This window comes from Sphingomonas faeni, assembly GCF_024273235.1.
GTDB lineage: Bacteria > Pseudomonadota > Alphaproteobacteria > Sphingomonadales > Sphingomonadaceae > Sphingomonas > Sphingomonas faeni_A.
This window is the reverse complement of sequence record NZ_JANBVH010000009.1, coordinates 1-24,218: the sequence shown is the minus strand read 5'-3', so window position 1 is coordinate 24,218 and position 24,218 is coordinate 1. Positions and strand designations below refer to the sequence as shown.

22 protein-coding genes and 1 pseudogene are annotated in these 24,218 nt (G+C 67.3%); 4 read left to right on the top strand and 19 right to left on the bottom strand.

From position 1 onward, the window contains the following. Positions 1–93: 93 nt before the first annotated feature. The 17 genes from ftsA to NLI89_RS06445 all read right to left on the bottom strand — a co-directional run bounded on the left by ftsA (position 94) and on the right by NLI89_RS06445 (position 20,071). A complete protein-coding gene (gene ftsA / locus NLI89_RS06525; protein WP_132897832.1) occupies positions 94–1,356 on the bottom strand; it encodes a cell division protein FtsA in 1,263 nt (420 codons plus the stop codon). Between the two features lies 1 nt (position 1,357). Then, a complete protein-coding gene (locus tag NLI89_RS06520; protein WP_254686282.1) occupies positions 1,358–2,323 on the bottom strand; it encodes a cell division protein FtsQ/DivIB in 966 nt (321 codons plus the stop codon). Beyond that, on the bottom strand, positions 2,320–3,273 hold the full coding sequence (locus NLI89_RS06515) for a D-alanine--D-alanine ligase (protein ID WP_254686281.1): 954 nt from the start codon (positions 3,271–3,273) through the stop codon (positions 2,320–2,322). Before NLI89_RS06515 ends, NLI89_RS06520 begins: the two co-directional genes overlap by 4 nt. Beyond that, complete coding sequence (gene murB, locus NLI89_RS06510; RefSeq protein ID WP_254686280.1) at positions 3,270–4,277, bottom strand: UDP-N-acetylmuramate dehydrogenase; 1,008 nt, start codon at positions 4,275–4,277, stop codon at positions 3,270–3,272. Before murB ends, NLI89_RS06515 begins: the two co-directional genes overlap by 4 nt. Positions 4,278–4,360: 83 nt before the next feature. After that, on the bottom strand, positions 4,361–5,791 hold the full coding sequence (murC, locus tag NLI89_RS06505; RefSeq protein ID WP_254686279.1) for a UDP-N-acetylmuramate--L-alanine ligase: 1,431 nt from the start codon (positions 5,789–5,791) through the stop codon (positions 4,361–4,363). After that, positions 5,788–6,930, bottom strand: coding sequence for an undecaprenyldiphospho-muramoylpentapeptide beta-N-acetylglucosaminyltransferase (gene murG / locus NLI89_RS06500; RefSeq protein ID WP_254686278.1), 1,143 nt, complete (start codon positions 6,928–6,930; stop codon positions 5,788–5,790). The genes murC and murG overlap by 4 nt, the downstream gene beginning before the upstream one ends. Then, positions 6,927–8,168 (bottom strand): FtsW/RodA/SpoVE family cell cycle protein, encoded by a 1,242-nt coding sequence (locus NLI89_RS06495; RefSeq protein ID WP_439144486.1) that lies wholly within the window; start codon positions 8,166–8,168, stop codon positions 6,927–6,929. The genes murG and NLI89_RS06495 overlap by 4 nt, the downstream gene beginning before the upstream one ends. Positions 8,169–8,173: 5 nt before the next feature. Then, positions 8,174–9,550, bottom strand: a complete 1,377-nt coding sequence (gene murD, locus NLI89_RS06490; protein WP_254686277.1) for a UDP-N-acetylmuramoyl-L-alanine--D-glutamate ligase — start codon at positions 9,548–9,550, stop codon at positions 8,174–8,176. Further along, the gene (gene mraY / locus NLI89_RS06485; RefSeq protein WP_254686276.1) at positions 9,547–10,617 is read right to left on the bottom strand and encodes a phospho-N-acetylmuramoyl-pentapeptide-transferase; all 1,071 of its coding nucleotides are present in this window, start codon (positions 10,615–10,617) and stop codon (positions 9,547–9,549) included. Before mraY ends, murD begins: the two co-directional genes overlap by 4 nt. Continuing rightward, the gene (locus NLI89_RS06480; RefSeq protein WP_254686275.1) at positions 10,618–12,009 is read right to left on the bottom strand and encodes a UDP-N-acetylmuramoyl-tripeptide--D-alanyl-D-alanine ligase; all 1,392 of its coding nucleotides are present in this window, start codon (positions 12,007–12,009) and stop codon (positions 10,618–10,620) included. It abuts the gene before it with no gap. Positions 12,010–12,136: 127 nt separating this feature from the next. After that, positions 12,137–13,552, bottom strand: a complete 1,416-nt coding sequence (locus NLI89_RS06475) for a UDP-N-acetylmuramoyl-L-alanyl-D-glutamate--2,6-diaminopimelate ligase (RefSeq protein ID WP_254686274.1) — start codon at positions 13,550–13,552, stop codon at positions 12,137–12,139. 10 nt (positions 13,553–13,562) lie between these two features. Continuing rightward, the gene (locus tag NLI89_RS06470; RefSeq protein WP_254686273.1) at positions 13,563–15,281 is read right to left on the bottom strand and encodes a peptidoglycan D,D-transpeptidase FtsI family protein; all 1,719 of its coding nucleotides are present in this window, start codon (positions 15,279–15,281) and stop codon (positions 13,563–13,565) included. Further along, positions 15,278–15,976 carry a hypothetical protein gene (locus tag NLI89_RS06465; RefSeq protein WP_254686272.1) on the bottom strand — a complete coding sequence of 233 codons (699 nt, stop codon included), beginning with the start codon at positions 15,974–15,976 and terminating at the stop codon, positions 15,278–15,280. The genes NLI89_RS06470 and NLI89_RS06465 overlap by 4 nt, the downstream gene beginning before the upstream one ends. Continuing rightward, entirely contained in the window at positions 15,973–16,923 is a 951-nt protein-coding gene (rsmH, locus tag NLI89_RS06460; protein ID WP_254686271.1) for a 16S rRNA (cytosine(1402)-N(4))-methyltransferase RsmH, read from the bottom strand. The genes NLI89_RS06465 and rsmH overlap by 4 nt, the downstream gene beginning before the upstream one ends. Beyond that, on the bottom strand, positions 16,920–17,420 hold the full coding sequence (locus tag NLI89_RS06455) for a division/cell wall cluster transcriptional repressor MraZ (RefSeq protein WP_056052920.1): 501 nt from the start codon (positions 17,418–17,420) through the stop codon (positions 16,920–16,922). The genes rsmH and NLI89_RS06455 overlap by 4 nt, the downstream gene beginning before the upstream one ends. A gap of 1,341 nt (positions 17,421–18,761) precedes the next feature. Then, positions 18,762–19,031, bottom strand: a complete 270-nt coding sequence (locus tag NLI89_RS06450; RefSeq protein WP_235982692.1) for a hypothetical protein — start codon at positions 19,029–19,031, stop codon at positions 18,762–18,764. Positions 19,032–19,102: 71 nt separating this feature from the next. Beyond that, positions 19,103–20,071: a cysteine synthase A gene (locus NLI89_RS06445; protein ID WP_254686270.1), complete on the bottom strand. Its 969-nt coding sequence runs from the start codon at positions 20,069–20,071 to the stop codon at positions 19,103–19,105. Between the two features lie 267 nt (positions 20,072–20,338). On the opposite strand from NLI89_RS06445, the gene NLI89_RS06440 reads away from it, so the two are divergent. From NLI89_RS06440 to aat, 4 genes are all read left to right on the top strand, one after another. After that, on the top strand, positions 20,339–20,623 hold the full coding sequence (locus NLI89_RS06440; RefSeq protein WP_254686269.1) for a hypothetical protein: 285 nt from the start codon (positions 20,339–20,341) through the stop codon (positions 20,621–20,623). A gap of 141 nt (positions 20,624–20,764) precedes the next feature. Next, positions 20,765–21,133, top strand: a complete 369-nt coding sequence (locus tag NLI89_RS06435; RefSeq protein WP_439144483.1) for a hypothetical protein — start codon at positions 20,765–20,767, stop codon at positions 21,131–21,133. A 121-nt stretch (positions 21,134–21,254) separates the two neighbouring features. Beyond that, positions 21,255–21,965 carry a ParA family protein gene (locus NLI89_RS06430; protein ID WP_254686267.1) on the top strand — a complete coding sequence of 237 codons (711 nt, stop codon included), beginning with the start codon at positions 21,255–21,257 and terminating at the stop codon, positions 21,963–21,965. Then, positions 21,962–22,693, top strand: coding sequence for a leucyl/phenylalanyl-tRNA--protein transferase (aat, locus tag NLI89_RS06425; RefSeq protein WP_368077249.1), 732 nt, complete (start codon positions 21,962–21,964; stop codon positions 22,691–22,693). The genes NLI89_RS06430 and aat overlap by 4 nt, the downstream gene beginning before the upstream one ends. 35 nt (positions 22,694–22,728) lie before the next feature. Here aat and NLI89_RS06420 read toward each other — a convergent pair. Together NLI89_RS06420 and NLI89_RS06415 are read right to left on the bottom strand one after the other, a co-directional pair. Further along, positions 22,729–22,962, bottom strand: a pseudogene (locus NLI89_RS06420) (DUF2155 domain-containing protein); the annotation flags it as partial. A gap of 197 nt (positions 22,963–23,159) precedes the next feature. Beyond that, positions 23,160–23,552 carry an NADH:ubiquinone oxidoreductase subunit NDUFA12 gene (locus NLI89_RS06415; protein ID WP_187503347.1) on the bottom strand — a complete coding sequence of 131 codons (393 nt, stop codon included), beginning with the start codon at positions 23,550–23,552 and terminating at the stop codon, positions 23,160–23,162. Positions 23,553–24,218: the final 666 nt, after the last annotated feature.

The window sequence follows — 24,218 nt, the reverse complement described above, 5'->3', positions numbered from 1 at the left end:
GGTAGATACGCTACGGCCGGGCCCCTGATTAATCTGTGTGCACCAACGCCACGGCCGGTTCCAGCCGAAATAACGCCAGCGCCCTCGAAACTCTTAATAATTCGCGCGCGCCGCCTGAATCAATTTCCGCACCATGCCCATACCCTTTGGCCGATGCACCGTCGTCCGCTGCGGCGCGAGCCCGCGAAGATCGATCGGATTGGTCGCCGCATAGAAGGCCAACCCCGCTAGCGTCGCGAAGGCCGGTCCGCCATGCGCTTCCGGCAGCGCGGTCAGCCCGCGCGGTCGACCGATCCGTACCGACCGTCCGAGCGCCTGTTGCGCATAGTCGGCGATGCCCTTCAGCTCGGCACCACCGCCGGTCAGCACGACCTGACGCCCGACCGGCCCCTCGAACTTCAGCTTGGTGAGCGCGTTGCGCACTTCGCCCATCTGATGCTCGAGGCGCTGGCGGATCACGCCGATCAGTTGCGCCTTGGTGATCTGCGCGCCCTCGCCCGCGCCGTCCTCGGCAGAGATCGGCATGACCGGGATCATGTCGTGATTATCGCGGGGGCTCGCATTGGCCGAGCCGTGGAAGCACTTCATCCGCTCGGCATTCTGCCGCCGCGTGCCGAACGCGCTGGCGATATCATCCGTAATGTCCGCCGCCCCCATCGGGATCGAGGTCAGACCTACGAGCATGCCGCCCGCGAACAACGACACGTTGGTGATCCCGGCACCCATCTCAACCAGCGCGACGCCGAGCTCACGCTCCTCCTCACTGAGGCAGGCAAGCCCGGTCGCGACCGGCGAAGCGATGATCGACTTCACCTCGAGATGCGCCGACCGCACGCACAGATCGAGATTGCGGACTGGCGAACCGTCCGCTGCGACGACATGGATATGCACGCCGAGCCGGTCGGCATGCAGCCCGAGCGGCGTCTTTACACCGGTAAGGCCATCGAGCGTATAGAGCGCGGGTTGCGCGTGCAGCACCATGCGGCCCTGCGGATCGATCGAGTTGCGCCCGGCGGCGAGCAGCGCATCGATATCCTGCTGCTCGACGCGGTGGCCGCCCAGTTCGAACTCGACTTCGGCGACGTCGGACACGAGCCCGCCGGCCGAGAACCCGACCCAGACGTTCTCGATGTTGATGCCCGCGATCCGTTCGGCCTGCTCGACCGCCTCGCGCACCGCCGCCTCGGTCGTCGCCATGTCGGCGATATAGCCGCGCTTGACGCCCCGGCTCTCGCGCTGGCCGGTGCCGAGCACGATCAGCTCGCCCCCGTCCCCCTTCTGCGCGATCATCGCCGAAACCTTCGACGACCCGATATCGAGCGCCGTGATCAGCCCTTCCGGTGCCACCTTTGCCATGTCATCCCTCCCCGCCCGTTACGTTCGCGCCCGCCGTTTGCGACGGATTAGTCGTCTCTGTAGTGCCCGTTGCCGGCACGCTCGCAGGCGCCGGCACGTCGACGCTGTGCGCCAGGCTCGCGCCCGGCTTGCGCGCGACCAGCTTGGTCGGATCACGCATGTCGAACCGGATCCAGCCGCGCCCCAGCAGCGGCCGCGCGCCGTCCAGTTCGGCGAACTTCACCAGCGCACGGGGCGCTCCGTCCTCGGGCAGCGCCAAGGTCTCGCCGCTCTCGAAGGTAAGATCCCAGCGCCGGTTGCCGACCCAGGTCGCCGCCTTCACGCGCGGCTTGAGCGCGGGCGCGGCGGCGAGCAGTGTCTGGTACGACGCCTCCTGTCGATCCGCACCCGGCCCGATCACCAGCGGCAGGTTCGGGATCGCCTCGGGCTGGACCGGCTCCAGCAGCACGCCCGACGAATCGATCAGCGTCAGCTGGCCGTTGTCCTGCCACACCGCCGCGGGCGTCCGCTCGACGATATCGACCAGCAATGTGTTGGGCAGCCGCCGCGAGACGTGCGCGTCCGCGATCCAGCCATAGCGCAGCAGTTTCTGGCGCACCGCCTCCAGGTCGACCGACAGCATCGACGTCTGGTTCTGCTTGTCCTCCAGCGCGACCGCGTAGACAGACATCCGGTCCATCCGCTTGAGGCCGGTCACCTCGATCTGCTCGACCTTGAAGCCCGCGCGCCCGGCGCCTTCGGCCAGCGCCGCGCCGATCATCCCGGGAATGCCGACCCACGTCGCCGCCGCGATCGCAACCGCACCGCCCGCGCCGAGGATCGACCAGGTCGCGATTTTCCGGAGCGTGTCCTCGCTGACCGGGAGCATCCCGACCAGCCGGTCCATCACCGAAACCTTCTTGACCGCGACCTTCCGGCGCGGGGCGGGCCGCTTGGGGGGCGGACCGCGCTTGATCGTGCGGCTCATGGCGCCCCGCTTTGCGCACGCGGGTGATCCTGAAGCGCCTCGTCGACGATCGCCTGCACGAGTTCGGCATAGCTCATGCCGATATGCCGCGCCTGTTCGGGGACGAGGCTTAAGGGAGTCATCCCCGGCTGCGTGTTCACTTCGAGCAGGAACAGCCCGTCGACCCCGCGCTCGTCATCCCACCGGAAATCGGATCGCGACGCGCCCTTGCAGCCGAGCAACCGGTGCGCTTCGAGCGCGAGGCTCTTGCAGGCATCGGTGATCTCGTCGGGGATCTCCGCCGGGCAGACGTGCACCGTCATCCCATCGGTGTATTTCGCGTCATAATCGTACCAGCCGCTCTTGGGCTTCAACTCGGTCACGCCCAGCGCCTTGCCGCCGAGCACGGCCGTCGTCAGCTCACGCCCGCGAATATACGGCTCGGCCAGCAGTTCCTCGAACTCGCCCCACGGCCCGACGCTGTCCCGCGAAATCGGATTGCCGTAATTGCCGCTGTCGGTGACGATCGCCACGCCGACCGAGGAGCCCTCGTTGACCGGCTTCAGCACATACGGCCGCGCCATCGGATCGCTCTCGAACAAGTCCGCCGACTTGACGATCCGCCCACCTGGCATCGGCACGCCCGCGGGGACGAGCAACAGCTTGGTCAGCACCTTGTCGATTGCGATCACCGACGTGGCGAGACCCGAATGCGTGTAGCGCAGGCCCATCAGGTCGAGCAGCCCCTGCACCGACCCATCCTCGCCAGGCGTCCCATGCAATGCGTTGAAAACAAGGTCAGGCTGCGCCTCGGCCAGCTTGGCAGCAACATCCCGCCCCATATCGATCCGCGTGACCCGGTGGCCGAGCGACTCCAGCGCGTCCGCACAACCATTGCCCGACATCAGCGAAACCTCCCGCTCCGCCGACCAGCCACCCATCAACACCGCGATGTGAAGAGGCGATGTCATAGCCCTCTCCCCTCCGGGGAGAGGGTTGGGTGAGGGGCTGTTCCAGGCGCTGCACTGCTTGGCTGCCCCTCACCCCGACCCTCTCCCCGCAGGGGAGAGGGAGCAGCGATCCCAACCCGCTGGATTTCCCATTCCAACGTCACCCCCGAATGCGCCTTCACTCTGTCCCGTACCTCTTCACCCAGCGCCTCGATCTCCGCGCTCGACGCGGACCCGAGGTTCAGGAGGAAATTGCAATGCTTCTCGCTGACCTGCGCGTCGCCGCGAGTCAGCCCCCGACACCCGGCGGCGTCGATCAATGCCCACGCCTTGTGCCCCTCGGGATTCTTGAACGTCGAGCCCCCAGTTCGCGACCGCAAAGGCTGCGAAGCCTCCCGCTCGGCCGCGATCCGATCCATCTCCGCACCGATCACGGCCGGCTCTCCGGGCATGCCGGAAAACACCGCCTCGACCACCACCGCCCCCGCGGGCAGGTCCGAATGGCGATAGACATACCCGAACCGCGCGGCAGGCCAGACTTCGACCGAACCAGCCCGCGTCACGACGGTCGCCTCGACCAGAATATCGCTGACGTCGCGGCCATAGGCGCCCGCGTTCATCCGCACGGCGCCACCGACGGTCCCCGGAATGCCGCGCAGAAACTCGAGCCCGGCAATACCCGCGTCCCGCGCGGCGCTGGCAACGGTAATCCCCATCGCTCCCGCGCCTGCGCGAACGCGGCCGTCGTGCACCGAAACCTTCGCCATCGCCTTGGGGAGACGCACGACCACACCCGGTACGCCACCATCGCGCACAATCAGGTTGGACCCGACCCCGACTGGCAGCACCGGTGTCGAAGGATCGAGATCACGCAAATACGCGGCCAGATCGTCCGCCGTATCGGGCCGCACCAACGTCTCCGCCGGCCCACCCGTCCGGAACCATATGAAGGCCGCCAGCGAGGCCTCCGATTCGACCTTGATTCCCCTCCCGCTTGCGGGAGGGGTTAGGGGAGGGACTGACATAGCCGCGCCCGAGCCCTCGGAGGAGGCAGGAGCCCCTCCCCCGACCCCTCCCGCAAGCGGGAGGGGAGCAGAAGCGTTCGCACTCACGCCAGCACCTTCGCGCGCTCGACCGCGATCGCATCGGCAAGCCCAGCCGCCCACTTGGTAATGTCGCCCGCCCCGAGACACACAACCATGTCATCCGCCTCGATCGCGGCCGCAAGCTCCACCGCCAGCGCATCGGCATCAGCGACCACACCCGCAAACCGGTGCCCGCGCCGCTTCAATCCCTCGACCAAAGCCTCGGCATCGACACCCTCCACCGGCGCCTCGCCCGCGGCGTAGACTGGCGTCACCAACACCCGGTCGGCGTCGTTGAACGCCGTCTGGAAATCCTCCATCAGATTGCCCAACCGCGAATAGCGATGCGGCTGCACCACCGCGATCACGCGACCCTTCACGCCTTCGCGCGCCGCCGCCAGCACCGCCCGGATCTCGACCGGATGATGCCCGTAATCGTCGATGATCGTGACGCTCCCACCTTCGACGGCCACTTCGCCGACGTTGGTGAAGCGCCGCTTCACGCCACCGAACTTGGCGAATCCCTGCTGGATCGTCGCATCCGCGATCCCGAGTTCGAGCGCCACGCCGATCGCCGCCAGCGCGTTCTGGACATTGTGCCGCCCCGGCATCGGCATCTCGATCCCCGCAATCGTCCGCGTCGCACCATCGCGTTCACGCACCACGCAATCGAAGCGGTTGCCGCCCGGGATCGGCGTAACCTCCACCCCGCGCACATCCGCCTGCGCCGAGAAACCGTACGTCACCACGCGCCGATCGCGCACCCGCGGCAGGATCCCCTGCACCTCCGGATGATCGAGGCACAGCAACGCAGCCCCGTAGAACGGCACGTTCTCGACGAACTCGACGAACGCATCCTTCACCGCCTCGAACGAGCCGTAATGATCGAGATGCTCGGGATCGATGTTGGTGACGACCGCGATCGTCCCGTCGAGCCGCAGGAAGCTGCCGTCGCTCTCATCCGCCTCGACCACCATCCAGTCGCTCGCGCCCAGTCTCGCGTTCGAGCCGTACGAGTTGATGATCCCGCCATTGATGACCGTCGGATCGACCCCGCCCGCATCGAGCAACGCCGCGACCATCGACGTCGTCGTCGTCTTCCCATGCGTGCCCGCCACCGCGACGGTCGACTTCAACCGCATCAGTTCGGCGAGCATCTCAGCCCGACGCACCACCGGCACGCGCGCGTTCAACGCCGCCTCGACCTCTGGGTTCGAGCGCACGATTGCGGTCGACACGACCACCACCGCAGCATCGCCGATGTTCGACGCCGCATGGCCGATCGCCACCGGGATGCCCTTGTCGCGCAACCCCTGCACGACATAGCCCTCGGCCACGTCCGACCCTTGCACGCGGTAACCGAGGTTCTTCATCACCTCGGCGATGCCCGACATGCCGATCCCGCCGATCCCGACGAAATGGATCGTGCCGATATCGGTTGCGACACCCTTCATGCGAACTGCGCCTTGGGCTTGGAGGGTGCACCGACCGGCAGGCGGATCACGGGTGCGTCGAGGCTCTCGACCAGATCGGCCAGATCGCTTGCCGCATTCGGCCGACCGCAACTGCGCGCGCGTCCTGCCGCATTCTGCAACGCCGCCGGATCGAGCCCCAATTTCTGCATCTGCTTGGCCAGTTCCACTGCGGTAAAGTCTCCCTGCGCGATCGTCCGCGCGCCGCCCGCCTGCGTGATCTCGCGCGCGTTCACCGTCTGGTGATCGTCGGTCGCACTCGGCAGCGGCACCAGGATCGCCGGCCGCCCCGCCGCGGTCAGCTCCGAGATCGTCGAGGCCCCCGCGCGCGCGATCACCAGATGCGCCCAGGCCAGTTGCTCGGGCATATCCGGCAGATACGTCGCGAGCTCGGCCGGAATATGATGCTCGGCATATTTCGCGCGCACCGCGTCGATATCCTCGATCCGCGCCTGGTGCGTCACCTGCAACCGCCGCCGGAACGTCACCGGCAGCATCGCCAGACCATCCGGCACCACCTGCGACAGGATGCTCGCCCCCTGGCTCCCACCGGTCACGAGCACACGGAAGATGCCGTCCTCCTCCAGCAACGGATACGGCCGCGCACGCAGCGCCAGCACCGCCTCGCGCACCGGATTGCCAACCAGATGCGTCTTCCCCAGAAGCTTAGGCGCCAACCGCTCGGTCGGCTCCGAAGACGTCGCGATCGCATCGACGCGTCCGGCGACGAAGCGGTTCACCCGCCCAAGCACCGCATTCTGCTCATGCACGGCGGTCGGGATCTTGTCCGCAAACGCCGCCAGCAACGCCGGAAGCGCAGGATAGCCGCCAAAGCCGATCACCGCGGCCGGCTTGAAATTCCGGTACAGCTCCCGCGCCATCGCCCGGCCGCGCCACATCTCGCGCGTCGCCTTCGCCCAACCCAGAGGCCCGCCGCTGAAGCGCCCCGCCGGCAGGACATGCGTCTGGATTTCCTCGAACAGCCCCGGAAACCGCACGCCGCGCGCGTCGCTGACCAGCGCCACCCGGTGGCCGCGCTTGGTCAGTTCGGCCGCGAGCGCCGCCGCCGGGACCATGTGTCCGCCCGTGCCACCGGCGGCCAGGACATAATGCTTAGTCATTCACCACTCCAGCGGACGACATAGGGGCTCCGCGTGAGAAACGGATTGCGCCGGGTAAACGCCAGCAGCAACCCCATGCCGACCGACAATGCCACCATCGACGACCCGCCATAGCTGATAAACGGCAAAGTCATGCCCTTGGACGGGGCCAGCCCCGTGTTGACCGCCATGCTCACCAGCGCCTGCGCGCCGAACTGCGTCGCGAGCCCGGCGGAGGCCAGCAGCTTGAATTCGTCCTGCTCGTCCAGCAGCTTGACGAACACGCGCACCACGATCGCAAGGAAGATCACCGCAATCACCGAGCACGCGATCAGCCCGAATTCCTCGCCGATCACCGAGAAGATATAGTCGGTATGCGCCTCAGGCAGCCCGAATTTCGCCGCGCCTGCGCCTGGGCCAGTCCCGGTCCAGCCGCCCGCGGTCAGCGTATTATGCGCGGCATTCGTCTGGAAATGATCCGACGCACCCTCGCCCTCCACGCCCGGAAACAGGAACGCGTCGATCCGCGACCGCGCCACGCCATAAAATATATAGGCGGCGACCAGCCCGGCCGGCGCGAGCGCGACGAGCCCGACAAGTATCCGCACGGGCGTCCCCGCGATCATCAGCAGCGCCAGCCATACCGAGCAGAAGATGATCGTCTGGCCGAAATCGGGTTGCAGCATCAGCAGCACCGCGACCCCCGCGGTCATCGCGCCGGTAATCAGCACGGTCGGCAGCTCGGCATCCTTCGCACGCAACGACAACAGCCACGCGACGGTCACGATGAACAACGGCTTCAGGAACTCGGAAGGCTGAAACTGCGCGAACCCGACGCCAAGCCAGCGCCGCGCGCCGTTCGCCTCGACCCCGATGAACGGCGTCACCATCAGCATCAGCACGAACAGCGCACACCCGCCAATCGCCATCCGCCGCGCCATAGAGACGGGCATCATCGACACACCGAACAGCACCGGCAGCGACACGCCGACCCACATCAACTGTCGCCAGAAATAATAGAGCGGCGCGATCTTGTGATGCTCGCCCGAATAGCGGACCGCGCTCGCCGGCGATGCCGCGGCGACCGCGATCAGCCCGATCGCGATCAGGAACAGCGTCAGGAGCAGCAGCATCCGGTCGATGTCCCAGAACCACGTACCGAGCGGCGACTGGTCGCCACGCCCGCCGCGCCGCTTCATCTTGGCGACGATCCCGGTCTTCTGTCCGGACACATCCATATCCATGGTCCCAGCGCGCATATCGGTCATGCCAGCGACTCCACCGCGTCGCGGAACGCTGCCCCGCGCGCTTCGTAATCGCGAAACTGATCGAAGCTAGCACAGGCTGGGGATAACAACACTGTGTCGCCGGGACGCGCGTTGGCGGCGGCGCTGCGGACGGCAGCGTCGAGCGTGCCGACATTCTCGACAGGCATGGAGTCTTTCAGGATTTCGGCGAACCGCGGCCCCGCCTCGCCGATCGTGTAGGCGCGAACGACGTGGCCAAAGGCGGTCTTGCACGCATCTAAGTCGTCGCCCTTGGCGCGCCCGCCGACGATCCAGTGAACCCGGTCGAACGCGGCCAGCGCAGGCGCGGTGCTCTCGGGATTGGTCGCCTTGCTATCGTCGACATAGCCGACGCCGCCATATGAGGCGATCTGCTGCATGCGGTGTGGCAGGCCGGTAAAGCTGGCGAGACCACGGTCGATATCGACCTCGCTCACCCCCAGCGCCTTCACGACAGCAATCGCCGCAAGAGCGTTCTGCGCATTGTGCGGGCCCTGGAGCGCGGGCCAGTTGCTCTGATCCATGCAAACGCCCGGCGCGATCTTGGTCAGATGCTCACCCTTCGCCGACAGGCCGCGCGCGATCAGCGCGGACGGTGCATCGCCGATGCCGATGACCGCGTCATGCTCGGCCGACTGCATCGCAAACAACCGCGCCTTGGACGCCGCATAGCCTTCGAAGCCGTCGTAGCGATCGAGATGATCCGGCGTGATGTTGAGCAGCACCGCGACATCGCAATCGAGCGTCTGCGTCAGATCGATCTGGTAGCTCGACAGTTCGAGCACATAGACGCCGCCCTCGGGGAGCGGTTGCTGTTCGAGGATCGGCAGGCCGATATTGCCGCCCATCAGAGTCGGGACGCCGGCGGTCCTGAGGATGTGGTGGACGAGCGCGGTGGTGGTCGACTTGCCGTTGGTACCGGTGATGCCGACGGCCTTGTGGGGGGGCAGGTCGGCTCGGGCCTGCGCGAAGAGTTCGATGTCGCCGATGACAGGCACGCCGGCCGCGCGCGCGGCCGCGGCGAGAGGGTGCGTGTTCAGCGGCACGCCCGGCGACACGACAAGCGCGTCGAAGTCCGAAAGATCATCCAACGGCGCCACATCCAAAAGCCCTCTCCCCTCCGGGGAGAGGGTTGGGTGAGGGGCAGTTCCGGGCGCAGCGCTGCTAGGCAGCCCCTCACCCCAACCCTCTCCCCGCAGGGGAGAGGGAGCAAAGACGTCACGCCGAGCTTTATCCGAATCCCAAGCGACAACGCTCGCACCACCAGCCACCAACGCCCGAACAGTCGCAGCCCCCGACCGCGCCAACCCCAGCACCGCATAGCGTTTCCCGCGCCAGGCCTGCGCAATAATCACCGCAACTTCAACGTCGAAAGGCCGACCAGCGCCAGCACCAGCGCTATGATCCAGAAGCGGATCACCACCGTCGCCTCGGCCCAGCCAAGCTGTTCGAAATGATGGTGGATCGGCGCCATCCGGAACACCCGCTTGCCGGTGCGCTTGTAGAAGAATACCTGGATGATCACCGACAGCGCCTCGATCACGAACAGCCCGCCGATGATCCCGAGCACGATCTCGTGATGCGCGACGACCGCGATCGTTCCCAGCGCGCCACCTAGGGCCAGCGACCCGGTATCGCCCATGAACACCGCCGCCGGCGGCGCATTGAACCACAGAAACGCGAGCCCCGCCCCGACGATCGCACCGCAGAAGATCGCAAGCTCACCAGCACGCGCCACATGCGGAATACCGAGGTAATCCGCGAACTTCACGTTACCGACCAGATACACGATCACCATGAACGCGACGCTGGCGATGATCACCGGCATCGTCGCCAGCCCGTCCAGACCGTCGGTGAGGTTCACCGCATTGCCGAACGACACGATCGTGAACGCCGCGAACACCGGGAAGAACCAGCCCAGATCCAGATACATGCGCGACGTGAACGGCAGATACAGATGCGGTCCGTTCTGCGACATGATGATCGTCGCGGCGATCCCGGCAATCGCGAACTCGAGCAGCAACCGCGTCCGCCCGCTGATCCCCGCGGTGCTCGCCTTACGCACCTTGTCGTAATCATCGAGGAACCCGATCGTCCCGAAGCCGAGCGTCACGAACACGCACGCCCAGACATACGGATTGCTCAGGTCCATCCACAGGAAGATCGCGAGACACATCGAGGTGAGGATCATCAGCCCGCCCATCGTCGGCGTGCCGCGCTTCGACAGATGCGTCTGCGGGCCGTCGGCGCGGATCGGCTGGCCCTTGCCCTGCCGCACGCGCAGCCAGCCGATGAACTTCGGCCCGATGATCAGGCCGATGATCAGCGCCGTCGCCACCGCGCCCCCGGTCCGCACCGTCTGGTAACGGATGAGGTTCAGCAGGCCGGGAAACCCCAGATGCTCGGCGAGCCAATACAACATTCAGTTAATCCCGCCTTTGAGGCCAGCTTGAAGACCAGCCACGACGCGAGCGAGGCCCACCCCGTTCGATCCCTTGACGAGCACGACATCGCCCGGCGCCAGGATCGTCCGTAACGACGCGAGCGCGGCCGCAGCGTCGCCCACATGGACGGTTTCGATCTGTCCCTCAAGCACCTGCGCGAGGGGCGCCATCGCTTCACCGACCAGCAGCGCCATTTCGACGCGCGCGCCAACGATCGGCTCGGCGAGGCCGGCATGATAGTCGTAGGTGCCCTCGCCCAGTTCACGCATCTCGCCGAGCACCGCGACGTGCCGGCCCGGCTCGTGGCCGAGGACGCTGAGCGTCGCGCGCATCGACGCGGGGTTGGCGTTGTAGCTCTCGTCGATCACCAGCGCCTGGCCTTCGCCGACCGTCACCAGCGACCGCGCGCCACGTCCTTGCAAGCCACCAAGTTCGGCCAGCGCGAGCCCGGCCAGCCCGAGGTCGCTCCCGGCGGCCTGCACGCAGGCGAGCACGCCCAGCGCGTTCGATACCCAATGCGCGCCCGGCTGTGCGATCGTGAAGCTCAGTTCGTGATCGGCCCCTTGCCCCATTCGCGCGGTGACGAACGTCCCACCGGTCGGCAGCCGCATTGCCTCGATCGCGCGGACATCGGCCCCCTTCTCGCTACCGAACGTGACGATGTGCGCAGCATGCGGCGCGGCGTGGCCGAGCAGGCGATCACGGTGCGGGCTGTCGTACGGTACGATCGCCGTCCCATCCGGCTCCAGCCCGGCGAAGATCTCGCCCTTGGCGTCGGCGATCGCGCTTTCGTCGGGGAAGAATGCGGTATGCGCGGGGGCGATCGCGGTGATCATCGCGATATGCGGGCGGACGAGTTGGGTCAGCTCGGCGAGTTCGCCGGCGTGGTTCATCCCCATCTCGAACACACCGAACTTCGCATCCCGCGGCATGCGGGCTAGGCTCAGCGGGACGCCGGTGTGGTTGTTGTAGCTCTTGACCGAGCGATGCACCTCGCCGGGGGCTGAGCGGTCGAGGCAGGCGAACAGCGCTTCCTTCGCGCTGGTCTTGCCGACCGACCCGGTGACGCCGATGATCCTGGCGGCGGAGCGCGCGCGGCTGGCGCGGCCAAGCGCGTTCAATGCGGCAAAACTGTCCGCCACGAGGACGTGGGGGTGGTCGCAAGCCTCGGACACGATCGCCCCGGCCGCGCCTTGGGCGAAGGCCTGGTCGAGGAAGCGGTGCCCATCGCTGGCCTCCCCCTTCATCGCCACGAAGAGATCGCCGGGACCAACCTCCCGGGAATCAAACGCAACACCAGTGACGGAGAAGTCACCCGACGCCACGCCACCGGTGGCGACGGCGATCTCGGCGGAAGTCCACAAGCTCACTGCTCCCCTCCCGCTTGCGGGAGGGGTCGGGGGAGGGGCTGATCAAACAGAGCGGACGCCAGTACGTACGTCGCGCCCTCCCCTAGCCCCTCCCGCAGGCGGGAGGGGAATAAAGATGGTGCCGCCCTCACGCCGCGCACTCCCGCGCCACCGTCACGTCATCGAACGGCAAGACCATGTCGCCGACGATCTGCCCCTGCTCATGCCCTTTGCCGGCGATCAGCACGATGTCCTCGGGTCCAGCCTCACGCACCGCAGCCGAAATCGCCGCTCGCCGGTCGCCGATTTCCTCAGCCCCGCGCGCGCCCTTCAGAACATCGCAGCGGATCGCCCGCGCATCCTCGGTCCGGGGATTGTCGTCGGTGACGATGACGCGGTCGGCGTGCTGCACCGCGACCTGCCCCATCGTCTCGCGCTTGCCGGTGTCGCGGTCGCCGCCTGCCCCGAACACCACGATCAGCTTGCCGCCCGCATGAGGCTTGAGCGCCGCGATCGCCGCCTCCAGCGCGTCGGGCGTATGCGCGTAATCGACATAAACCGGCGCACCCGACTTCGCGATCACCGCACGCTCCAGCCGCCCGCGCACCGGTTGCAGGCGCGCGAGATTGGCGATCGTGGCGGCCACGTCTCCGCCGGTTGCGATCACCAGCCCGGCCGACACCAGCGCGTTCGCCGCCTGGTATGCACCGATCAGCGGGAGCGTCACCTTGTACGTCTGGCCCTCGGCCTCGATCGTCAGTCCCTGCCCGAGCAGCGTCGGGTCGCGGCCTACCAGCCGCAACGTCTCGCCCTGTGTCCCTACCGTCACCAGCCGGTTGCCACGTTCGCGCGCGAGGTCGATCACCCGAGCCGATTGCGGATCGTCCGCCCACACCACCGCCGTGCCGTCTGTCGACAACACCTCGGAGAACAACCGGATCTTGGCGGTAAAATACGCCGCCATGTCGCCGTGATAATCAAGATGATCGCGGCTCAAATTCGTGAATGCCGCGGCGGCAACTTTGAGCCCCTCGGTCCGATACTGCGTCAGCCCATGGCTCGACGCCTCGAACGCCAGATGCGTTACACCCTCGCGCGCCAGCCCCGCCACGTTCGACAGGAACGTCACCACGTCCGGCGTCGTCAGCCCGGTCGTCACCCGCTCATCGGCGGTCGTGACCCCCAGCGTGCCGATCGAGGCCGCATGGAACCCGGCCATCCGCCATAACTGCCGCGTCATCTCGACGCAGGACGTCTTCCCGTTCGTGCCGGTGATCGCCACGGAAGTCTCGGGAAACGGCGCGAAGAACTTCGCGGCCAGTTGCGCGAAGCGTTCGCGAGGATTGTCGTCGGCGATATAGGTGGCGCCTTCGACCTTGAGCCCCGGCCGCGCCACCACCGCGATCGCACCCGACCGCACCGCGTCGGCGATGAAGTCCTCGCCATTGACGCGCGCGCCTTCGAACGCGCCGAACACCGTGCCCGGCGCGACCTTGCGGTGATCGATCGCAAACCCCGTCACCTGCGCTTCTTCCGTACCGTCGGTCAGCGCTGCGAGTTTCATGCAATAGTCCTCATTGCCCGGTCGGCTGCGTACGGGTCGGGTCCTGCCACAAAGTCGGCACGATGTCAGACACGTCGATGTCGCGGTGCGCGTCCGGCACGACGCCCAGGATCGCACCGACGCGCGAGATCGTGCGGCCCACCACCGGCGCGGTATTCCACGCCGCCGTCTTCCACCCACCGGTTTCCTTCGTCCCGAGCGGCGAGTCCAGCATCGCCAGCACGACATAGCGCGGCGCATCCATCGGGAATGCCGCGGCAAACGTCGCCACGTTGCGCGAATGATCGTAGCCGCCCGAGACAGCCGCCTCGGCCGTCCCGGTCTTGCCGCCAACCCGGTAGCCCGGCGCATCGCCCTTGCGACCCGTACCGCGCTGCACGATCAGCCGCAGCATCTGCCGCATCCGCGCGCTGGTCTGCTCGCTGATGACACGACGCCCGACCGGCGCATGCCCCGGCGCGACCTTCAGCAACGTCGCCGGCCGCCAGATCCCGCCATTGACCAGGGCCGCATACGCGCTCGCGAGATGGAGCGGAGTCACCGCGATGCCGTGGCCGTAGGCGGTGGTCATCGTCGTCGTCCGCGCCCAATATTTCGGCCACAACGGACGGCCCTTCTCGCGCAGTTCGATATCGGGCTTGGTGTCGAAGCCCAGCTTCTTGAACATCGCCTGCATCTTCGCGGGCCCGACCTCGTCCGCAACTCGCGCAGTGGCGATGTTGGACGAATAGATCAGCGTCTCGGCCATGTTGAGCCAGCGCTTCGGATCGCCGCGCTCGTCGTGAATCGTGAAACGCCCGACCTGGAGCGGGTGCGTCGCGTCGAAGCGCCGTGCGAACGACGTCACCACGCCGGTGTCCATCGCCGTCGCCATCGTGATCGGCTTGAACGTCGATCCCAGCTCGAACACGCTCTGCGTCGTGACGTTGCGGAGTTCCTCGCTGCCCGACATGCCGACCCGGTTGGGGTTGAACGTCGGCAACGAGACCATCGCGATCACCTCGCCGGTGGCCACGTCGAGGACGATGCCGCCTGCGCCGCGCGCCGAAAAGGTCGTCATCGCGCGACCGAGTTCGCTCTCCATCGCCGCCTGGACGCGGTTGTCGAGCGACAGCGCGACCGGCGTGCCGTTGAGCGCGGGGTTGGTCAGCCGCTCGTCCAGCACGCGTTCCATCCCGCTCATGCCGTGACCCGCGGTCGACAGGAAGCCGAGCGCATGCGCCGCCATCGTCGACTGCGGATACAGCCGCTGCGTATCGCGGTCGAACACGATCGCAGGCTCGCCGATCGCATTGACCTGCTCGACCAGCGCCGGCGACGCACGGCGCTGGAGATAGATGAAGTTCTTGCGCGACGTCAGCAGCGCATAATAATGCGCCTGGTCGCCAGCCTCGGGCATCAGCGCCGCGAGCTTGCTGGCGATCTCGGTCGGATCGCCGATCAGCTTCTTCGGGTGCACCGCGATGGTCCACGCATCGATCGTCCGCGCCAGCGGCGAGCCGTTGCGATCGACGATATCGCCCCGCGCCGCAATCGCCACCGAGCGCGCCTGCGGATCGGCCAGCGACGCCTGCACCGCCAGCATCCCGAGCCGTCCGACCACCACCAGCACCGCCGCGCCGAACAGGAACATCAGCATCATCAGGCGCGTGTGCGCCGTCGCCACCAGGGCGTGACGCTGGTTGGCGCTACGCTGTTGCGAGACAGGCCGGGCGACCAAGGCGGTCACCGCCGCTTACGGCTCTCGGAGCGGGCGCCGCTCATGATGTCACCCAGCGTCGTATCGGACAGCAGCTTGCGGTCGAGCATCGCGACGGCCTGCGGACGGACCTTCGCAACGGCGGCGAGGCGCTCGGTCTTGGCGGCACGGACGAGTGCGGCCTCGGCCGAGCGTGGCGTGGAGACAGAGGCGCGGATCACGACCGGCTTGAGCGCGGTCTTCGACGCAGCCTGGATCGCGACGTTCATCGCGCGCGGCGCAGTCACCTGCGCCATCTGGACCGGCGCGATGGGGGCAAGCTTCACGACCGCAGGCGCGGCGGTGACCGGAACGGTCGACGTGGAAACGACGGACCCCGCCCCCGACGGCACGAGCAGCGCGGCGGTCTGGACCCCGTCCGCGCGCAGGCTGTTGACGTCGAGCGCCGCGAGCGCGGCCTCGCTCACGACGAACTGGCCGGCGGTCGGCGCCGACAGCGCCAGCGTGTCGCCGTTCCAGCGCTCGAGCTGCGCCAGATTGCCGCGTGTGTCGAACTCGGTCTCGAGCGCGCGGATGTCACGCTGGGCGACGCGGATCTGACCATTGACCGCCTCCAGCTTCTTGCGCTCGGCGGCGACCTGCAGCGACACGAGGTAGAAACCGAGCACGACGGCCACGCAGCCCCCGAACCAGCCCACACCCTTCATCCGATACGCCGCCGTCATGTCGTCACCTCTTCCGTCCAAGGTTGCGCGGAGGTCCGCCGCGCCGTCCGTAATGTCGCCGAGCGCGCGCGCGGGTTGCGTGCGATCTCGGCCTCGCCGGCGCGAACACCGCGGCCGACATGAGAAAAACTAGGTTCTGCAGGGGCTTTCACCTGCGGAAGATGACGGGACCCTGAAGGCGAGCCACCAGACCGCGTGCGCAGGAAGCGCTTCACCATCCGGTCCTCGAGACTGTGGAAGGTCACGATCGCGAGCCGACCGCCGGGCTTGAGCACGCGCTCGGCCGCCAGCAACCCGTCGGCCAGCTCGCCAAGCTCGCGGTTCACATGGATGCGGATCGCCTGGAACGCGCGCGTCGCGGGGTCCTTCTTGTCGTGCGCCTTGTAGCCGAGCGCACGGCGGACGATGTGCGCCAGCTCGCCGGTCCGCGTCAGCGGGCGCGCCGCGACGATCGCGCGCGCGACGCGTCGCGACTTGGGCTCGTCGCCATATTGATAGAGCACGTCGGCGATCTCGTTCTCGTCGGCCTCGTTGACGAAGTCCGCCGCCGACATGCCGGCCTGCGCCATCCGCATGTCGAGCGGGCCATCCGATTGGAACGAGAAGCCGCGCTCGGCCTGGTCGAGCTGCATCGACGACACGCCGATATCGAGCGTCACGCCGTCGACCGGCGCAAGGCCGCGCGCTTCGAGTTCGGACGCCATCGCCGAGAAATCCGCGGCGATCAGCGTCAGGCCCTCTTCGGCTTCTTCCATCGCACGACCATTGGCGATCGCGTCGGGATCGCGGTCGAACGCAACGATCCGGGCGCCCGACTTGAGCAATGCCAGCGTGTAGCCGCCCGCGCCGAACGTGCCGTCGACCATCGTCTCGCCGGGCTCAGGGGAAAGCGCGGCCAGGACTTCGTCGAGCAGGACGGGGATGTGTGGCGCGTCAGGAGTACTCACAGCTGCACCCCCTTCTCGGCCATGTAGAAGCGCGCCATCTCCTTGACGACGGGGGGCATGCCGTCGGTGGCGATCAGCGTCGCGGGGTCCCAGATCTCGATGTAATCCAGCACGCCGTAGAAGAACGCATGGCCCTTGATGCCCGCATAGAAGCGCGGGAATGCGGGCATGATGAAGCGCCCGGAGCCGTCGAACGGCACCGCTTCGCCCGACGCGGCGGCGCGCTTGATGTTGTAGTCGTATTCGCCGTTCTCGGACGTGTTCTCGGATTCGCGGCGGTCGAGGCGTTCGGCGAGGATGTCGACGTAACCGGGATCATACGCCACCAGGCAGCGATTCTTCTGATGCGCGCCGATGATGATGGTTCCGCCGTCCTTGCCGTTCGCCTTGGGCGCATTTGCGGAGAGGGTGGTGCGGAGTGCCGAAGGGATGGCTACCCGGCCCTTGTCGTCGACAAGGCCGATACCGTCTCCTTGATAGCGACCACGAACCGACACGCCAAAACCCTTCGAAATGGCGCACACGTTTCACCATCTCGGAAAGCGACCATCGTCGCGTCCCGACCGCGCTCTAAAGCTAACGGTGAACGTGCCCCTATTAACCTCCATCTATCATAGCCATGCGGGGACGCAACGGGATTTTTGGGGATTTGCGGGATTTGCGACGAGTTTCGCTCATCGCTTCGAGGGGATTTGCGTGCAAATCGGATTCGATCGGGGGGCAGAGCGCGATCAGAGTTGGGGAAATTCGGGGATGGCCTTGTGGACGGCGCTGCCCCGCGGACGGCGACAGCCAGCGCCCGTCACCGAAGGATAACGCTCTCCCTCCCTGAAAGGGAGGGGTCGGGGGTGGGTCGGCCCGATCAAGCCGCGACGCCGGGCCATGCGGAAACCAACCCACCCCCAGCCCCTCCCTTCCAGGGAGGGGAGCAAGATACTGCGGCATCATGTTAGCTACTATGCGGGAGCCTGTACGTTCGCGCTCGGTGCCACGCCCATCTCCGCGCGCGGCTCACCCGCGCCAGCCATCTCCACGATGTTCGAAATAACCATGAGCGCTCGTCCCTCGAAGGGCGACAGCCAAAGCCCGTCACCCGCCATCAAAGGTGACGCTCTCCCCTCCCTGAAAGGGAGGGGTCGGGGGTGGGTCGGCCCGATCGAGCCGCAACGCCGGGCCATCCGGAAACCAACCCACCCCCCAGCCCCTCCCTTCCAGGGAGGGGAGCAAGATACTGCGGCATCATGCTAGCTACCGTGCGGGAGCCTGCACGCTTGCGCTCGGTGCCACGCCCATCTCCGCGCGCGCCTCACCCGCACCGGCCACCGCAACGCTGTTCGCATCGACCATGAGTGCTCGTCCCTCGGACGGCGACAACCAAAGCCCGTCACACACCATCAAAGGTGACGCTCTCCCCTCCCTGGAAGGGAGGGGTCGGGGGTGGGTCGGCCCGATCGAGCCGCGACGCCGGCTATGCGGAAACCAACCCACTCCCAGCCCCTCCCTTCCAGGGAGGGGAGCAAGATACTGCGGCATTATGTTAGCTACTATGCGGGAGCCTGTACGTTCGCGCTCGGTGCCACACCCATCTCCGCGCGCGGCTCACCCGCGCCAGCCATCTCCACGCTGTTCGAAATAACCATGAGCGCTCGTCCCTCGGAGGGCGACAACCAAAGCCCGTCACACGCCATCAAAGGTGACGCTCTCCCCTCCCTGGAAGGGAGGGGTCGGGGGTGGGTCGGCCCGATCGAGCCGCGACGCCGGGCCATGCGGAAACCAACCCACCTCCAGCCCCTCCCTTCCAGGGAGGGGAGCGAAATCCTGCAGCATCATGCTGGCGATTATTGTGCGGGAGCCTGCACGTTCGCACTCGGTGCCACGCCCATCTCCGCGAGCGGCTCGCCCGAGCCGGCCACCGCGACGCTGTTCGAAACGACCATGTTCGCCACCACGTCCGCCTGCGCGGTACCCGCGGTGGCGACCGGTCGTTCGCGATTCGTCGAACCGATGATCGCGCTCGCCAGTCCGATCAGCAGCACGACCGCCGCCAGGCCGATCATCCCGACCTTGATGCGCTGCATGGTCTGCGAGGGTTCGTGTGGTACCTTCATCTTACCGCGTTCCGATACCCGACCACCGCCCGTCTGTCGATGCCGGGGCGGTTTTCTACCGGGCTGGACGCTCAAGCGAGGCCCTTCGCCTCGCGCCACGCCGGATCGTACAGCGTCGAAAGATAGCGGAACCCGGTGTCGCACAGGATGGTCGCGATCCGCTTGCCCGGCCCGAGATGCTTCGCCAGCGCGACCGCCCCCGCGACGTTGATTCCCGACGAGAGACCGAGGCACAGCCCTTCCTCGTCGAGCAGGCGGCGGACCCAGGCATAGCCCTCTTGGTCGGAAATCCGGAACTGCGTGTCGATCGGCGCGCCCTCCAGATTGGCCGTGATACGCCCCTGCCCGATCCCCTCGGCGACCGACGATCCCTCGGACTTCAGCTCGCCGTGCGCATAATAGTTATACAGCGCCGCGCCGTGCGGATCGGTGAGCGCGATGCAGATTTTCTCATCCTTCGCCTTCAGTCCGAGACCGACGCCAGCGATCGTCCCGCCGGTTCCGGCCGCGCAGGTGAATCCGTCGACGCGGCCGTCCATCTGCGCCCAGATCTCTTCGGCCGTACCGACGATGTGCGCGCGGCGATTGGCGGTGTTGTCGAACTGGTTCGCCCAGATCGCGCCCGGCGTCTCCTCGGCGATCCGTCGCGAGGTGTGGACGAAATGGCAGGGCGAGGAGAAGGCGGCAGCGGGGACCAGCACCAGTTCGGCACCCAGCGCGCGCAGCGTGTCCATCTTCTCGCGGCTCTGCGTCTCGGGCATGACGATGATCGTCTTGTAGCCCTTCGCATTGGCGACCAGCGCAAGGCCGATCCCGGTATTACCCGCGGTCCCCTCGACGATCGTGCCGCCGGGCTGGAGCAACCCGCGCTGCTCGGCGTCCTCGACGATGAACAGCGCCGCGCGGTCCTTCACCGACGCACCGGGGTTGGCATATTCGCACTTGCCGAAGATATCGCAGCCGGTGGCGTCGCTTGGGCCCTTCAGCCGGACGAGGGGAGTATTGCCGATGAGGGCGAGCGTGTCGGGTGTCGTTTGCATCGTCGATATGTGGCGCGGCGACCCGTCCGGAGCAAGCGAGGGAAAGTTTGTGTCGCCAAACTCGATCACGCGAGGGTCGCTGAAGCCGCTCGACTCGGCTGTGGAGCGAAGGATGTCACCGTTGCGAGGGCGACGCCGCTCGATGGGGCTCGATCCCGTCTCGCCCTGCCTTGAAATTCCGTCACCTCGACGCACGACAGGCGTTTGTAATTGCTCCGGTTTTTCGTGCGTGACAGCGTGTTTCATCCAGGGAGGGGACAGGGCAGCATGAGACTCGCCACGTTTACCGCATTCGTCACCACATCCGCATTGTCGGTATCGCCCGCAATGGCCACGCCGTCACGCGCTGCGCCGGCGACGGTCGCCCCATCGCCGAGCCAGTCGGCGACGCGGCTTTCGCTCGCGAAATCGGTTCGCACCGGCGAACAGGCGACATCGCGCGACAAGCTGGCGGGCGGCGGCGGGTTCGTCGTCGCGGTGCTCGCGGCGGCTGCGATCATCGCGGGAATCCTTATCGTAGCGGAGAGCGACGACAGCACGGACAGCAATTAGGCGTCACCGCTCACCGGCCGTACAGAACGTTTCGTCATACCCACATACCCGCCTGGCGAGCGCCGGGCGTTTGATAGGCCATAAGCCTTGACGCTCCATGCTGCATGCGCGAAGCGAGGTTCCGCTATGAAAATCCTCCCCATGACCGCCGTCGCCGCGCTGCTCGTGCTGGCCGCCTGCAACTCCAAGCCCGCTTCGCCCGAGGTGCTGGACAGCAACCCCGATCCGATGGCGAACACGCTCGCCAACGCCGCGCCGGTCGAGCTGCCGCCCGCGATCAAGTCCGAAGTGACGCTGCGCTGCAAGGACAACAGCCTGCTCTTCGTGACCTTCTTCCAGGGTGACAAGCAGGCTCGGGTTCGCACCAAGAAGGACGGCCCCGCAACCACGCTGAAGTCGGACGTCGCCGGTGCGCCGATGACCGCCGAGGGCGGCTGGTCGATGACCGGCAGCGACACCAACGTCACGCTGACCGCACCGGGCAAGTCGGCCCAGACCTGCCACGCCTGATCTAACCGCCTGATTTAGGCGCTATATCGATAGTCCTGACGGCCGGCGGATCATCCGCCGGCCGTTTTTCTTTGTGTCGCACACTCTTGCCCTCGCCGCCGCGGACCGGCACCGTAGCGGCATGGCAACAGTCGCGATCTACAGCCTCAAGGGCGGCGTCGGGAAGACGACGCTTTCGGTGAACCTGGCGTGGTGCGCCGCAACCCTGTCGGCACGCCGCACCCTGCTCTGGGACCTCGACCCGCAGGCCGCCTCGACCTGGGTGCTCGGTGGCGCGAATACGGTCGACCAGGCGCAGGCGATGTTCTCGAAGGACGTCGCCGTCACCAAGCAGGCGCGGCCGACTGCCTACCGGCACCTCGACCTGATCGCTGCCGACGCGTCTTTGCGCGGCCTCGACCAGCTGTTCCACGATCTCGACAAGAAGAAGCGCCTCGCCAAGCTGCTCGCCGACCTGAAGGCCTATGACCGGGTGATCCTCGACTGTCCGCCGGGACTGACCGAGACCGCGGACCAGGTGATGCGTGCTGCCGACCTGATCGTCATCCCCGTCATCCCCTCCCCGCTCTCGACCCGCGCGTACGACGCGGTCGTCCAGCATCTCGGCGGTCGCACGCCGCTGCTCCCCGTCCACGTGATGGTCGACAAGCGTCGCGCGCTGCATGCAGACGCACTCGCACGCCACCCCGACTGGCCGGTCATCCCGATGGCGAGCGGGATCGAGTCGATGGCGGTCAAGCGTGCCCCGGTCGGCGTGTTCGCCCCGAAATCCGCCGCTGCACTCGCGTTCGCGGACCTCTGGCGCCGGATCGAACACCGGCTGACCGCATGAGCGATATTTTAGACCCGCAACTGGTGTTGGGCGCGTATTCGGTCGGTGTCTTTCCGATGGCCGACAGCCGCGACGCCGCCGGCGTATACTGGGTCGAGCCGCGCCGCCGCGCCGTCCTCCCGCTCGACGGTTTCCAACTCTCGCGCTCGCTCAGGAAGACGATCGCCGCCGACCGCTTCCAGGTCACCGTCGACACCGCCTTCGACCGCGTCGTCCAGCTCTGCGCCGAGAGCGTCGAGGGGCGCCCGGAGACCTGGATCAACGACGGTATCGAGCGCGTCTTCCAGACCCTCCACGCGATGGGGTTCGCACACTCGGTCGAATGCTGGGACGGCGGCAAGCTGGTCGGCGGGCTCTACGGCCTGTCGCTCGGCCGCGCGTTCTTCGGCGAGAGCATGGTCAGCCGCGCCACCGACGCCTCGAAAGTCGCGCTCGCGCACCTCGTCGCACGGCTGCGCGCCGGCGGCTTCACGCTACTCGATTGCCAGTTCCAGACCTCGCACCTCGCCTCGCTGGGCGCGATCGAGATCGACCGGGCAGATTACGTCGCGTTGCTGGGCGCGGCGCTCGACGGTGCGCTCAAGCCGTCGTCCGCCGCCGGGGCAGCCTCGGCAGCCGGCGATTTCCGTGCGCTCGATCGCTTGGCGGGCAAGGCCTCGGCGGGCGGTGCGGTGTCGGGGCCGGTCGCCGGGAAAGTCATCGCGCAGCTCTTGGTCCAGACGTCGTAGACCGGATGCTGCACCGCGTTCAGCGCGGGGCGTTCCTTGTAGAGCCAGCCCGAAAACGTCCGCCGCCAATGCGTGTCGACGCCGCGCACCAGCACCTGGACGAACGCACCGGTCAGCTGCTCCTGCTCCCATGGCGCGGTCTGTTCGCACGCCCGCAACCGCAGCACGACATCGCCCATCCGCGTCGCCTGGCCGGGTTTCAGCGTCACTTCGCGAGTCTCGCCGTTACGCTTGTTGAGCAGGCCCAGCACCGCGACGCGTTGCGCCATCGGCGTGCCGCCATTGGCGATCGCCGCGGCACCGGTCTCGATCGTCTCGATCGACGAATTGCCCGGCTCGTCCGCGCCCGGCAGGTCCTGCTGGACCGCGGCCACCGGCGTCGCAGGCGTGGTGAGCGCGCGGTATCCGAACCAGCCGCCCACCGCCAACGCCACGACCAACACGGCCGCGGCGAGCCAGCGCATGATCACCCTTCGGGCGTCCAGGCTTCGTAGTCACCCGTCGCGGTGGCGCGCTTGCCACCCTTTTCGAGCGCACCGGCGGGACGATAGGCGAGCGCGGTACCGGTCATGTTCGGCACCGCCGGCTTCTGCCAGGTGCGGACCGGCGGCAGCGCGCGATCGGGCACGTCGTCGACCTGGTGATGCAGCCAGCTGAACCACGCCGGGGGCACCCGGCTGGCGTCGGTCGCGCCCTGGTAGATCACCCAGCGGCGCGGGTTGCCGGCGGTGTCCTTGCCGCCCTGGTAATAGACGTTGCCGAGCGCGTCCTCCCCCATCTTCGCCATGCTGCGCAGGCCGAATTTGGTACCGAGGGTGGCGCCGTTCCACCACGTGAATGTCGATGCGAGAAAGCCCATGCGCCGCGCTTAACCCGAGTAGGGGCGGGCTTCAACCATGATCATTGGAAGGGGGCGCGTAGCTTGTTGGGAGATCGTCTCCCGGGCGGTGCGTAGAGATCCTCCCCCGCCAGGGGGAGGTGGCGCCGCAGGCGACGGAGGGGGCGGACACGGAACCGAGGTTGTCGCCGCCTCCCCCTCCGTCAGGCTGTAGCCTGCCACCTCCCCCTGGCGGGGGCGGATCATTAAGGTCCGCCGTGGAGATTGGGCCCGCCCTGCCCGCAAGCGCCCGCCTTTGTTCTCCCGCGGAGGCGGGAGCCCAGTCTGGGTCCCCGCCTTCGCGGGGAAACAATCTTCGGTTTGGAAGGGCCGGGCCGCCCTCCAGTAAAATGACCGCACCCAAGTAGCCGGCAACTCCGGCAGCAGACTTTACGTGGATGGCCTTCGAATGGGGAAGCCCTCCCGGCGGACACGGAACCAAGGTTGTCGGCCACCTCCCCCTCCGTCAGGCTGTCGCCTGCCGCCTCCCCCTCGCGGGCGAGGATCGTGAAGATCCGCCGTGAAGACTGTCGTCCCACAGGACTGCAAGCGCCCGCCCTTGTTCTCCCGCGAAGGCGGGAGCCCAGTCTGGGTCCCGCCTTCGCGGGGAAGCAATCTTCGGTTTGGAAGGGCCGGGCCGCGCTCCGG

What these genes read in the sequence shown, in the direction of transcription:
- NLI89_RS06475 (WP_254686274.1), bottom strand. Translation starts at nt 13,552, where the DNA reads ATGAAACTCGCAGCGCTGACCGACGGTACGGAAGAAGCGCAGGTGACG.
- murB (WP_254686280.1), bottom strand. Translation starts at nt 4,277, where the DNA reads ATGTCAGTCCCTCCCCTAACCCCTCCCGCAAGCGGGAGGGGAATCAAG.
- NLI89_RS06445 (WP_254686270.1), bottom strand. Translation starts at nt 20,071, where the DNA reads ATGCAAACGACACCCGACACGCTCGCCCTCATCGGCAATACTCCCCTC.
- NLI89_RS06495 (WP_439144486.1), bottom strand. Translation starts at nt 8,168, where the DNA reads ATGCGCGCTGGGACCATGGATATGGATGTGTCCGGACAGAAGACCGGG.
- NLI89_RS06465 (WP_254686272.1), bottom strand. Translation starts at nt 15,976, where the DNA reads ATGACGGCGGCGTATCGGATGAAGGGTGTGGGCTGGTTCGGGGGCTGC.
- aat (WP_368077249.1), top strand. Translation starts at nt 21,962, where the DNA reads ATGAGCGATATTTTAGACCCGCAACTGGTGTTGGGCGCGTATTCGGTC.
- ftsA (WP_132897832.1), bottom strand. Translation starts at nt 1,356, where the DNA reads ATGGCAAAGGTGGCACCGGAAGGGCTGATCACGGCGCTCGATATCGGG.
- NLI89_RS06435 (WP_439144483.1), top strand. Translation starts at nt 20,765, where the DNA reads ATGACCGCCGTCGCCGCGCTGCTCGTGCTGGCCGCCTGCAACTCCAAG.
- NLI89_RS06415 (WP_187503347.1), bottom strand. Translation starts at nt 23,552, where the DNA reads ATGGGCTTTCTCGCATCGACATTCACGTGGTGGAACGGCGCCACCCTC.
- NLI89_RS06440 (WP_254686269.1), top strand. Translation starts at nt 20,339, where the DNA reads ATGAGACTCGCCACGTTTACCGCATTCGTCACCACATCCGCATTGTCG.
- murG (WP_254686278.1), bottom strand. Translation starts at nt 6,930, where the DNA reads ATGACTAAGCATTATGTCCTGGCCGCCGGTGGCACGGGCGGACACATG.
- NLI89_RS06430 (WP_254686267.1), top strand. Translation starts at nt 21,255, where the DNA reads ATGGCAACAGTCGCGATCTACAGCCTCAAGGGCGGCGTCGGGAAGACG.
- NLI89_RS06515 (WP_254686281.1), bottom strand. Translation starts at nt 3,273, where the DNA reads ATGACATCGCCTCTTCACATCGCGGTGTTGATGGGTGGCTGGTCGGCG.
- NLI89_RS06450 (WP_235982692.1), bottom strand. Translation starts at nt 19,031, where the DNA reads ATGAAGGTACCACACGAACCCTCGCAGACCATGCAGCGCATCAAGGTC.
- NLI89_RS06520 (WP_254686282.1), bottom strand. Translation starts at nt 2,323, where the DNA reads ATGAGCCGCACGATCAAGCGCGGTCCGCCCCCCAAGCGGCCCGCCCCG.
- mraY (WP_254686276.1), bottom strand. Translation starts at nt 10,617, where the DNA reads ATGTTGTATTGGCTCGCCGAGCATCTGGGGTTTCCCGGCCTGCTGAAC.
- murC (WP_254686279.1), bottom strand. Translation starts at nt 5,791, where the DNA reads ATGAAGGGTGTCGCAACCGATATCGGCACGATCCATTTCGTCGGGATC.